Below are 11725 nucleotides of genomic sequence, written 5' to 3' on the forward strand. Positions count from 1 at the left end.
ACTCAGTTGGCGGTGGTGATCGAATCGTTGGTGACGCCGGCGGCCCGGCGCGCGGCGAGCCGCTTCTTTTGCGGTTCGATCGTGTAGCGCGGATCCCTTGCTGAGGAAAGCCCCGCTTCGAAGACACCGAACCGGGTCAGCGCGGAGGCAGTCAGTAACGCCACACCGGAGGCAGCGGCGACCACTCTATGGCGTCCTCCCAGCAAAGTCCCCAGAGCTCCTGCGATGGCCAGCCGTTCGCTCCACTTAAGCATGGTCCCCGCTTTGCCCAGGTGCAGTGGCTCGGCAACCACGGGATCCATCCTGTGCTCCATGACGCGCATGGCAAGGACATCCCCCATAACCCCGACGACGGCAAGTTTCCGTGCCGGACCGGCCTCATAGACGGGAGTGGTGATCATGGCAAGCCCGGCAGAGGCCAAGGCGGCGGAACTGACGAAGACGAATGGCAATTCCTCGTGGGCTGCGTTCCATGTGGGCGTGGCCGTATCGCCGAGCAGCACCGCCGTGTACGCAGCCAAAGGTCCGGCGAAAATGGCTGCCTCGAATCCTGCAGGGCCTTCCACTGCCCGCAAGACAGTCCGCAGCGGACCCAACGGCAACCGGGCCCCCGTCAGTCGATCGAGCTCCGCCACAGCAACCACGCCGGCGCCGGCACTGAACGCACTGAGGATCCAGGAACCCACACTCATGGGTGATGTCACCTTGAAGGTGCGCAGCATGTTCAGGAAGCGCTCAGGCCTGCCAAGGTCCTTGACCAAGGCAACAGCACCCAGCCCTACAGCCCCAAGCGCACCCAGCCGCGCATTCCGGCGGAGCGTGGGACGGCCGGTCAGTTGCCCGCCGAGGCCAAGGAGCGCCGAACCGGCGGCCACGCCACCTAAGAACAGATATGCTGCAACGTCCTCTGCCCAAGGCGCTGGTTTGACCACGGGACGGCCATAGTACGAGCTGAATTCCGGCTCCGGGACCATGGACATTTCCCGTGAGCCGTCACCGCCGTCGCGGCGCCGTCCATTGCTGCGCTGTCCGTTGCTGCGCACGCCGCCCGTTCGACGACGACGCGCCGGCTCAGGGGGACGGAAGGCATCGAACTCTGAGTGGGTCACGCTTTTCCTCCGAGGAAAGCAAAGGCGGCGGCAGCGACCATGCCGGCGACGGCCATCCCTGCGCGGCGGTACATCTGGGGTAGGTCGGCCGTGGGCACCCGTGGGTCCGGCGGGAGTCCGTACACTTCGGGTTCGTCCAGCAGCAGGAAGACCGATCCGGTTCCGCCGACGCCGTCGAGCTCGTTGGCCCCGTAAAGCCTTGCCTCGGTGAGGCCTTGCGCGTGCAGTTCTGCCACCCTCTCGCGGGCGGTCTCAACCATCGTGTCGTGGTCACCGAACTTGATGGACGTCGTCGGGCATGCCTTCGCGCAGGCAGGTGTCTCATCGTCGACAAGCCGGTCGTAGCAGAGTGTGCACTTCTGCGCGACGCCTACGTTCGGAATAGCAGGATGATCGGTGTGCTGTTCCTTCCGTTCGGAGGCGACCATGGCCGTGCCGTCGCTGCGCCGTTCAATCACGCCGAACGGGCATCCGGCAACGCAGGTTCCGCAACCGTTGCATACGTCGTCTTGAACCACCACCGTGCCGAATTCGGTGCGGAAAAGGGCTCCTGTGGGGCAGACGTCGAGGCAACCGGCGTGCGTGCAGTGCTTGCAGACGTCCGAGGACATCAACCAACGGAAATCAGCCGTGTCAGGCGGCGTCGTATCCGCAGACGCAAGGTCCGGCTGAGAGGGAGGACCGAATTTGGGCATTCCCAAACTCACGAGTGCCCGCCCTGTCTCGCGTGCTTCCTTGATGCGTTCCTGCCCCTGCTCCACGAACGCTACGTGCCGCCATGTGCTTGCCCCGAGTGCCCCGGTGTTGTCGTAGGAGGATCCGAGGAGTTCCAGGTTCCCGTCTCCGGGATTGTGGTTCCACTCTTTGCACGCTACTTCGCACGCCTTGCAACCGATGCAAATGGACGTGTCCGTGAAGAACCCCTTGCGGGACTCGTGGTGCTCCCAGTGGGCGTCCACGGCCGGGTCCGTTGGTCCTGACAGCTGTCCCATCTAGTCCTCCAACGTCGAGCCGCTGCCCGGATCGGTGATTCGGGCATTTCCGGTTTCGGGCGTTATTCCTGCACGTGCTTGGTATTCCGCCACCAGGGCGAGCAAGTCCGCGCCCCGTGGCCGGCGGCCAGGTCGGATATCACACGAGGCTGCCTTGGATTCCTGGATCTGGACGTTCGGGTCCAGTGTCACGCCCAGAAGGTCGTTGGCGGCGTCACCGCTGACAATCGCGTTCGTTCCAACTCCCCAGTGATAGGGGAGCCCAATCTGGTGAACGGTGTGGCCCGCTACGGTCAGGGGCGTCATCCGGTCGGTGACCAGCACCTTCGCTTCAATGGCGGAGCGTGCCGAAATGATGGTGGCCCAACCAAATGGTTCAAGTCCGCGCTCGGCAGCGAGCTCGGGCGATACTTCGCAGAACATTTCCGGCTGCAACTCCGAAAGGTAGGGCAGCCACCGGCTCATCCCGCCGGCCGTGTGGTGCTCGGTGAGGCGGTACGTGGTGAAGACGTACGGATAGATGTCCGCACCGGGGCTGCCGGCACTTGGTGCACTCAGATTATCCTTGCGGCCGTACGTCATCCGTCCGGGATTCTGCTGCTGCGGATAGAGCGCGTTGGACACAGGCGATTCCTGTGGCTCGTAGTGCGTGGGCAGCGGGCCGTCCACGAGTCCCTTGGGGGCGAACAACCACCCCTTCCCGTCGGCTTGCATGATGAAAGGATCATCTCCAGCCAATGCGGCCGAACCACCGAGTTCCGGGTCGGGCCGGCTCCCAGGGGCACGGTCAATCGGGAAGTCGGGGACGTCGTCGCCGACCCATTGGCCCTTTTCCTGGTCCCACCAGACGTACTTCTTCCGCTCGCTCCATGGTTTCCCGGCCGGGTCCGCTGATGCACGGTTGTAGAGAACACGCCGGTTGGCCGGCCATGCCCAGCCCCATTCAGGCGCTACCGGCCCCTGTTCCTGGCCCGGCTTCCTGTTGGCGGCGTGGTTTACACCGTCTGCGTACACGCCGGTGTAAATCCAGCATCCCGAGGACGTGGAACCGTCTGCACGTAACTGGGTGTAGGCGGAAAGCGGCTTACCGGCATCCGGACCGGTCAGATGGCGGCCGTTAATCTCAGCGAGCACGGCTTCGGGCTCCGGATCGCCGTGTTCGTCAACTGGGTAGTCCCACGTCAGGTCAAGGAGCGGGCGATCCCGTTCATCGGTGGAGCCAGCCAGCTTTTCACGGATCTTTTGCCCCAACAAGAAGAAGAACTGCAGCTCGCTCTGGCACTGTCCCGGTGGCGCCACGGCCTGGTGGCGCCATTGGAGGAGCCGCTGGGTTTGCGTAAACGAGCCAGCCTTCTCCACGTGGGTTGCTGCGGGCATGAAGAACACTTCGGTCTCGATGTCCTCGGTCCGCAGTTCTCCGGATTCGATCTCGGGGCCGTCCTTCCACCAGGTCGCGGACTCGATGAGGTTCAGGTCGCGGACAACCAGCCACTTCAAGTGGGACATGCCCATGCGCTGCATGCGGCCGTTGGAAGATCCGACGGCGGGATTCTGACCGAGAATGAAGTAGCCCTCCACCTTGTCCTCGAGCATGGACATCACGGTCTGGTAGGTACCGTGCGGCCCGTTAAGCCTGGGCAGGTAGTCGTAGGCCCAGTCGTTGTCCTTGGTTGCGGCGTCGCCCCACCAGGCCTTCAACAGGCTGATCGTGTAGGCATCAGCCTCAGCCCAAAAGCCCTTCTGCTTCTTGGACCCGATGGATTCGACGAACTCACGGAAGGTGTCATGACGGCCGGCGCTGGGCATCGGCAAGTATCCAGGCAACAAGTTGAACAGCGTGGGGATGTCGGACGAGCCCTGGATACTGGCATGGCCACGGAGTGCCATGATTCCGCCGCCCGGGCGGCCCATGTTTCCCAGCAACAGCTGCAAAATGGCAGCAGCACGGATGAACTGCGTTCCCAAGGTGTGCTGTGTCCATCCAACGGCGTAGGCAAAGCACGTTGTCCGGTCACGTCCGGAATTTTCCGTGATGGCACGCGCCATGTACTCGAAATCCTCCGTGGTGATGCCACACATCTGCTGCACCATCTCCGGCGTGTACCGGGCGTAATGCCGTTTCACGATCTGGAAGACGGTCCGCGGGTCCTGCAGGGTGTCGTCCCGCTGGACTTTAGCGTGCTCCAAGGGAGGGCCACCGCTGCCGAACTGATGGCCGGCGGCACGGTCCGAAGCATCGGAGCCGTGTTCCGTTCCTGGGCCGGGCTCGTCGATGGTGTCGCCGCCCTCTTCTGCGTAGGACCACGAAGAGGGGTCATACGCACCTGTTTCGGGATCGAATCCGGAAAACAGGCCGCCGAGGTCTTCGGCGTCACGGTAATCGGCATGAACCAACGTTGCCGCATTGGTGTACGCGCTCACGTACTCCTTGAACCAGAGGTCATGAGAGATGACGTAGTTAATCAAGGCACCCAAAAGCACGACGTCGGAACCAGCCCGGATGGGAATGTGCTTGTCAGCTACCGCGGACGTACGCGTGAAACGGGGATCCACGTGGATGACTTTAGCTCCGCGTGCCTTGGCTTCCGCTACCCACTGGTAGCCCACGGGGTGGCACTCCGCCATGTTGGAACCCTGAATGACGATGCAGTCGGCGTTAGCCATGTCCGGCAGTGATTGAGTCGCACCACCTCGACCAAATGAGGCTCCCAAACTGGGAACCGTGGCGGAGTGTCAAATGCGGGCTTGGTTCTCGATCTGCACGGCCCCGGCGGCGGTGAAGAGCTTCTTTATCAGGTAGTTTTCTTCATTGTCCAGAGTTGCGCCGCCCAGGGAAGCAATGCCCATGGTGCGGCGGAGCAGGCGGCCTTCCTCATCTTCCTGCTCCCAGGTTCTGCGCCGGGTCTCAATGAAACGATCTGCCACCATGTCAATGGCAGTGTCGAGGTCCAAGGTCTGCCATTGCGTGGAGCGGGGCGCCCGGTACAGCACGCTGGTCTGGCGCCCGGGGGAATTGACGAGCTGCTCGCTGGCTGACCCCTTGGGGCACAGGCGGCCGCGGGAAATCGGCGAATCGGGATCGCCTTCGATCTGGATGACCTTCTCATCCTTGACGTACACGCGTTGCCCGCAGCCAACTGCGCAGTAGGGGCACACGCTCTGTACAACGCGGTCTGCGGTGGCGGTCCGGGGGGTGATCGCTTGTGTGTGCGGCGAAGTCACAGAGGGCCCACGACCCAGTAGATCGCCCGAAGTCACCTGCCGGACGACCGGCCACTGAAGAAAACTGCGGCGTGCCATGTCAGGAGCTTATCCCAGGCCGCGGCAGAATCAACAGACCCCGATCCGGCGTGGTGGCGGAAAGTACGTCAGGGTGTGCCGAATCAAGCGCGGTAGTAGTCCGCTAGCCGGGCCAAACCTTCATCGAGGGTGACGGCGGGCTTCCAGTCGAGGAGCTCGTGCGTTTGGCGCTGGTCGAACCAGTGGGCAGTGGAAAGCTGCTCAGCGAGGAACTGCGTCATGGGTGGTTCTTCTTGGCGCCCGGCCCAGGTCCAGGCTTTTTCCACCAGTTTTCCTGCCGTACGTGCCAGCCGCCCAGGAACAGCCCAAGGAGGAGCGGGCACACCGCCCGCGGCACATATACCGGCCAGCAGCTCGCCGATGGGGCGGGGCTCGGCGTTGGTTACCACCAAGGCCTTGCCGTGAACGTAGTCCATGCGGCCAAGGGCTGCGACGATCGCTGCCGCCGCGTTGTCGATGTAGATGGTGTCGATCAGGGCCGCCCCGGCGTCCAGAAGCGGCAGGCGACGGCGGCTGGCCCGGTCAAGAACCCGTTCGACCAGTTGGGTGTCACCCGGGCCCCAGACGATATGCGGACGCAATGCCGTCACACGGAATCCTGGTGCGTCAGCAGCCAAGGCCAGAAGTTCCGCCTCAGCTTTGGTCCGTGAGTACTCGCCATGGGCGTGCACGGGGTCAGGCGGCTCCGCGCCCAGCCCGGCGATCGCAGTTCCTGAGTTCGCAACGGAAGGGGAGGAGATGAAGACGAGATCCCGCACCCGTGCCCGCCGGGCATGATGGACCAAGCGGCTGGTGCCTTGGACGTTGATGGCATCGAACTCTGCGGCCTTGCCGGTGAAGGAGACCTTCGCGGCGAGATGGATGATTCCTTCTGCGCCCTGGACGGCATCCCGGACCGCTTCATCGTCCGTGACCGACCCGCGCACGTCAGTAACGCCGTCGACTCCGGAAGCCCTGCGTTGAAAGGTCGTGACGTCGTGCCCATGAGTCACGAGCAACCGGGCCACTTCCCGGCCCAGCAGCCCGCTTGCTCCGGTGACCAGGACCCTCATGGCTTTCCGGGGCGGCCGCCGGCAAGTACGCGCGTAGCCCACCGGGACAGCCGGCTCCTGTCGATCTTGGCGTTGTGCCTGATGTCCGTGGGAAGGGTGGGAACCACCAGGACAGCGGACACGGCGACTCCCGCCTCGCGGGCTGCAGCACGAACCCGCTGTGCGAGTTGGGGCGTGGCGGGACCAGCGGTGCGGCTGGCCGGCTCAGTTTCGACGACGGCGACGACGACCTGGGTCCCTGCGGGCCCGACGCCACCTATGGCTGCCGCCTTGATGCCGTCCAAGCGTTCGATGCATTGCTCGGAGCCCACCGGCGTGACCACAGCGTCCGGCGCGGTAACCACATGTGCCAGGCGCCCCTCAACCCACAGGCGTCCTGCCCCGTCGAAGTGTCCAACATCGCCGGTGCGATGCCACCCGGGGACGTCGGTGCTCCCTTGCTGGGTCAGCCAAAGCCGGTCGTACGAGTCCTTCACGTGCGCAGCGCTGACCAGGATTTCTCCTGTCACTCCCGCATCCGTTAGGGGTGTGGAGGCGGGTGCGCTGCCGTCGCTCGCCAAAGGCACGATTGCCACCCGGGCACCGTGGACGGGCCAGCCGACGCACACGCCGTTACCGGCGCCGACGACGATGCCTGCGGACGCATCCGAGGCCGCGGCTTGGATCTGCTCAAGGGTGATGTCGGCGACGGGCAGCGCCTCGGTCATCCCGTAAGGGGTCCGCAGTGACGCCGCGGGCAGCAAGCGCTGGACTTCTGCCAAGAGCGGTTCGGGGATGGGAGCACCGGCAGAGAGCAACAGGTCCACGCCCGCCAGTCCTTTCCGGTCTGTCTCCCGCAGGCCGTCTTGGGTTGCCAACACGTTGCGCAACGCTGCGGGCGAGGCAAAAACGACCGTAGCATTGATGGCAGCAATGGCGTCGGCCAATGCTCGTGCGGTCAGCGTGCGGGGGGAGGTGACGTCCATCGCGGGCGTAACGGAAACGGCGCCTAGTGCGGGCCCCAGCAATGCGAAGGGCGCGAATCCAGCCACCAGCCGGGCACCCGAACGGATTCCGAAGGTCGCGGCCAGCGTGTCCCGGGTCGCGGCCAACTGCTGGTGCGTGTAGACCACGCCTTTCGCCGGGCCGGTGGAACCGGAGGTAAAGAGGACCGCGGCCGGAGCTGTGGGGTCGCCGACGGCCCCAGGAGTTTGCCCGTCACGTCCAGCTGAAGGCCTGCCCAGGGAGGTGAGCGAGGTGCGCACTCCGAGGAGCCGACGCCGGGCGGCTGGAAGGTCGTTAACGCTGATACGCTCACCGGGCCAGCCCAATGCCGAGGCTGCAGCCAGCGCCTTATCGATGCCAATGAGGAAATCGGGTGTGGCACCTTTCACGGCACGGCTGAGGCCCTTGGTTCCCAGCCCGGCGTCGGCAACGATCACGACGGCACCCAACCGCAGGCAGGCGTACAGGGCAACTGTCAGATCCACGCCTGGCGGAACCATCAGGCTCACCCGGCTGCCAGGGCCCACTCCGGCGCCAGCTAGTCCGGCAGCGAGATCCAGGACGTTTCGGCGCAGTTGTTCCCAAGTCAGGGAGCGGGCAATGGTGCCGTCCGCGGCCATTTCCACGACGGCGGTTTCGGCACCGCCGGGCGACAAAGCCTGCTCGTCCAGGAGGTCCCAGAGGGGTCGGAAGCCTTCGGATGTGGTTGCGCCTGCCAGGCCCGTGTCTTCGGCGCCTGCATCTTCTGCCGCGCCGGGGGACCCTGCAACGCCCTCGTTCGCGGCGAGCCATTGGAAGATTGGTCCGGCAATATCCCGGTCTTCGGCCACAAGGTGCCCAGCACCTTCGAAGCGGTGCACGTCCGCATGGGGCAGGCGGTTGATCAAGTCCTTGAGGTACCGGTCCGAGAAGATAGGGTCCCGCGGGCCCCAGAGCATGAGGGCGGGGACATCCAAGGTGCGGAGGCCTTCGGCGATGTCCTGCAGCGCCGGAAAACTCGGATGGGACAGGGTGCGCGGAATATCTTCCACGAAGTTCCCCACTCCGGCCCTGCGGTGCCGTCCCCGGTACGGCGCCATGTATGCCTTCCGGACATCGGCGGGCAGCGGCGGGTGGGCCAGAGAGTGTGTCACTCGCAGGAAGGCGTCCGACGTCGTCGTTCCCCATTGGTGCACGGCCGGGTGCAGGGCGAGCCGGAGCGCCGCGGGGAGCGGGCTCGTAGCGGGCTGATGGACGGCCGTGTTGGTCAGGACCACGCCCGTTACCAGCTCAGGATGGGCCAATGCCCAGCCCAGGCTGATCACGCCGCCCCAGTCATGGCCAACCGTCACCACCGGTCCTTCCACACCGAGCGCGGCGGTCAGGTCTCCAAGGTCATTGACCCGGTCCGGCAACCGCCTAAAAGTGTTGGTGCGGGCCGAATAGCCCATGTCCAGTTGGTCCACGGCGATGACGCGCCACGGATGCGCGGGATCGGATCCGGCGGCCAGCAGGGTTCGCCACAAATAGGACCAGGTGGGGTTGCCATGCACACAGAGCAACGTGCCGACAGGAACCAGGCCACGGCGGGAGAGCTGGGCCTCGTTGTCAAGCAGGTGCCACCGCCGGACTGTTCCCGGAGCATCAACAGCTGTTGTGGATCTTACGGATACGGTCCGGGACCATTCCGGATCAACGCCTGGCCAATGTGCGGTTACCATACGATTTCCAGCATGCCCGCATTCAGTCCTGAGCCGACGCCCATGCACAGGACGCGGTCCCCGGCGCTCAATGATTGGGCCTCCGCAGCCAGTGTCATCGGCAGGGACGCCGGGCCCACGTTGCCCCAGTGGGGGAACGTGATGGGGACCCTGTCCGGGTCCAGGCTGATGGCATTAATGATGGCCTGCGTGTAGGCGTTGCTGACCTGATGGGTGACATAACGGTCCATCGTTGCCCAGTCCCATTCGGGCTGCGCTTCGTGCCACGCGTCGACTACCAGTTGCAGGCCGCCGTCGAGCAAGCCCTTGGTATCGGTGGTCATGCCATCGATACCGCCGACGCATAGTTCGTGGTGCTCGGTGCCGGCACGCATGACACCGCCCACCAGCCGGTGGCCGCCCTGGTGCTCGTCCGCCGGGCCGAGAACGGCTGCAGCCGCGCCGGATCCAAGCGTGAGGGTGGCAAACTCCCGGCTGAAGTCTTCACGGGTGGTCTCGGGCCTTTGGAGTCGCGCCAAGGTGGCCTCTTGGGTGAGCTGGGAGTCCTCGCCATTGACGATGATGGCGTACCTGATCTGGCCGGAGTCGATCATGTTGGCTGCCAGGATCAGGCCGTTCACGAAACCAAGGCAGGCGTTGGCCAAGTCAAAGTTCATGGCCGAGGACGGGAGCCCGAGCTCGTGGTGGATCTTCACTGCCACGGAAGGTTCGAGGTTGCGCCGCGTCACGGACGTATTGATCAACAGGCCGATCTCGGAGGCTTCGACGCCGGATTCAGCCAAGGCTTTGGCGCCTGCTTCCACCGCTGCGTCGTCAAAAGACGTGCCGTCGGCCCACCAGCGCCGGTGGGTAACGCCGGCCACCCGCTCCAGTAGGCGGGGAGGGAACTTCAGTCGTCGCAGTGTCGGGGCAAGTTTGTGGTCGAAATCCTTGGAACTCACGATCCTCGGAGCTTCGATGCTGCTGATCGAGAGCAGCGCGGTGTTGCTGTGCCGGAAGGTTGCGTTCCCTGCCAATTCAAGCCCCTGTTCATTTCCGTCCTGCAGTCTTGCGGTGACTGTACCCCGTAAGACTGAGCCCAAGCCCATTGCATGTGGTGCTTTTGGTGGGTGCCCCATCCTCGGCGCAGCCTAGGCAGCCGTTAAGGCGCCGAACGGTGTTAGCACACCCAGCGGTTTTAATGCACCGATCGGCCTTAACGCACCCATCGGCCCTTAATGCACCATGCAGGCTTTTAATCATGACAGACAACCGGAGCAGTTCTGACCGGCCGTGTAGGCGGACAGTGCCAGCGACAGTGCCAGGGTCTACTTCCCGGCGAGTTCGGCAGGCCGCCGTCGGAGGGTTTTGGTGATGGAGAGTTTGGAGCCGTACTGGATGGAGCCGTAGCGGAAAAGGTGCACAGCAAGGCGCAGGATGACTATTCCCAAGAGGAAAAGCATGGCGATGACCACTATGGCTTCACCGGTGCTCAGTGTCCCGAACCCGTTCCGGAGCATGGCCGTCACCGGGGCGGAGAGCGGGAAGAAAGTAAAGACCCGGACGATAGGCGCGGAGGGATCGGACAAGATCAGGCTAATGGCGTAAAACGGCACAAAGATCAGGGCCATGAGGGGGCCAAAGACCACTGCCGCCTCCTTGGCTGTGGGCATGACCGCGCCGATCGCCACCAGTACGGCGGTGAAGAGGGTGAAACCGCTGATCAGTAACAGCGCCCCGACGATCATGGGACCGGGTTCGAACGTCAGCGAGGACAAATCCACGTCCGGGAGTGCAAGCCGGTCACGGAAAAAGAGATAACCGATCACGATCGGAGCCAGGAAAACGGTGACTTGGACCAGCCCTACCAAGAACAGGGAGATGATCTTTCCCACGATCAGTGTTGTGGGGTTCAGGGTGGTCAAGATCATCTCGGTGACCCTGTTTTCCTTCTCTTCAAGGGTGCTGTTCAGCATCTGGTTGGAGAGCAGGATGATGACTACATAGAACAGCAGCAGGAACATCAACGGCGGGAGGGCCGCCCCCAACCCTCCTGATGGTTGGCCTTCCCGGAAAGTTTCAGTGTCCACACGAACGTCGCCCCCTGTAGCCGCGGTGAGTGTGGGAGAACCGATCTTTTCCTGCGCCGCGACGGCCAAGACTTGCTTGGCGACTGCCTCGTAGGTGTTGTTGGCGAAGACGCCTTTGTCCACGCCGTACACCTTGACAGGGTCCTTGGCCGGATTCGCTGGGTAGGCAAAGTAGGCCTCGCTGGTGCCGCTTTTTACTGCCGCCAAGGCCGTGGCCGGGTCCTGTGCCTTCTTTCCGCCCATGGCTCCGGCGAGGGATTCAGGGATGATGCCGGAAGCGTCGGTGTACATGAAACTCAGTGCGGCGTTCTTCTGCGCCTGGGTGGTTGCACGGGTTGACGAGTTACTGGCAAAGACCAGCACGAAAATGACGGCCATGACCACGGGGATGGCCAAGGTGGCGATCCAGAACCGTCTTTTCTTGATGGTGCGGGTGAATTCGAAGCCCACCACTGTCCCCAGGTTGTGGTGGGCTTTTGTGGTTCGCCCTGCACGGGCAAGTTTGGGTGCCGGTGTCAT

At 63.9% G+C, this 11725-nt stretch carries 7 protein-coding genes; all 7 read right to left on the reverse strand.

Going from position 1 to position 11725, the window contains the following annotated elements:
* Nucleotides 1–2 precede the first annotated feature (2 nt).
* On the reverse strand, nt 3–1109 hold the full coding sequence (gene nrfD / locus SB659_RS00900) for an NrfD/PsrC family molybdoenzyme membrane anchor subunit (RefSeq protein ID WP_410549216.1): 1107 nt from the start codon (nt 1107–1109) through the stop codon (nt 3–5).
* On the reverse strand, nt 1106–2101 hold the full coding sequence (locus tag SB659_RS00905; RefSeq protein WP_410549217.1) for a 4Fe-4S dicluster domain-containing protein: 996 nt from the start codon (nt 2099–2101) through the stop codon (nt 1106–1108). The genes nrfD and SB659_RS00905 overlap by 4 nt, the downstream gene beginning before the upstream one ends.
* Nucleotides 2102–5401 (reverse strand): formate dehydrogenase, encoded by a 3300-nt coding sequence (gene fdh, locus SB659_RS00910; RefSeq protein ID WP_410549218.1) that lies wholly within the window; start codon nt 5399–5401, stop codon nt 2102–2104.
* An 83-nt stretch (nt 5402–5484) separates the two neighbouring features.
* Nucleotides 5485–6453: an NAD-dependent epimerase/dehydratase family protein gene (locus SB659_RS00915; RefSeq protein WP_410549219.1), complete on the reverse strand. Its 969-nt coding sequence runs from the start codon at nt 6451–6453 to the stop codon at nt 5485–5487.
* A complete protein-coding gene (locus SB659_RS00920) occupies nt 6450–9137 on the reverse strand; it encodes an alpha/beta fold hydrolase (RefSeq protein ID WP_410549220.1) in 2688 nt (895 codons plus the stop codon). Before SB659_RS00920 ends, SB659_RS00915 begins: the two co-directional genes overlap by 4 nt.
* Complete coding sequence (locus SB659_RS00925; protein ID WP_284975914.1) at nt 9131–10153, reverse strand: 3-oxoacyl-ACP synthase III; 1023 nt, start codon at nt 10151–10153, stop codon at nt 9131–9133. Before SB659_RS00925 ends, SB659_RS00920 begins: the two co-directional genes overlap by 7 nt.
* A 291-nt stretch (nt 10154–10444) precedes the next feature.
* The gene (locus tag SB659_RS00930) at nt 10445–11725 is read right to left on the reverse strand and encodes an ABC transporter permease (RefSeq protein WP_410549221.1); all 1281 of its coding nucleotides are present in this window, start codon (nt 11723–11725) and stop codon (nt 10445–10447) included.

Source organism: Arthrobacter sp. SIMBA_036 (assembly GCF_046535135.1).
Taxonomy (GTDB): Bacteria; Actinomycetota; Actinomycetes; order Actinomycetales; family Micrococcaceae; genus Arthrobacter.

Excerpts from the sequence above, each read along its gene's own strand:
- SB659_RS00905 (WP_410549217.1), bottom strand. The coding sequence starts at position 2,101 with ATGGGACAGCTGTCAGGACCAACGGACCCGGCCGTGGACGCCCACTGG.
- SB659_RS00915 (WP_410549219.1), bottom strand. The coding sequence starts at position 6,453 with ATGAGGGTCCTGGTCACCGGAGCAAGCGGGCTGCTGGGCCGGGAAGTG.
- SB659_RS00920 (WP_410549220.1), bottom strand. The coding sequence starts at position 9,137 with ATGGTAACCGCACATTGGCCAGGCGTTGATCCGGAATGGTCCCGGACC.
- SB659_RS00930 (WP_410549221.1), bottom strand. The coding sequence starts at position 11,725 with ATGACACCGGCACCCAAACTTGCCCGTGCAGGGCGAACCACAAAAGCC.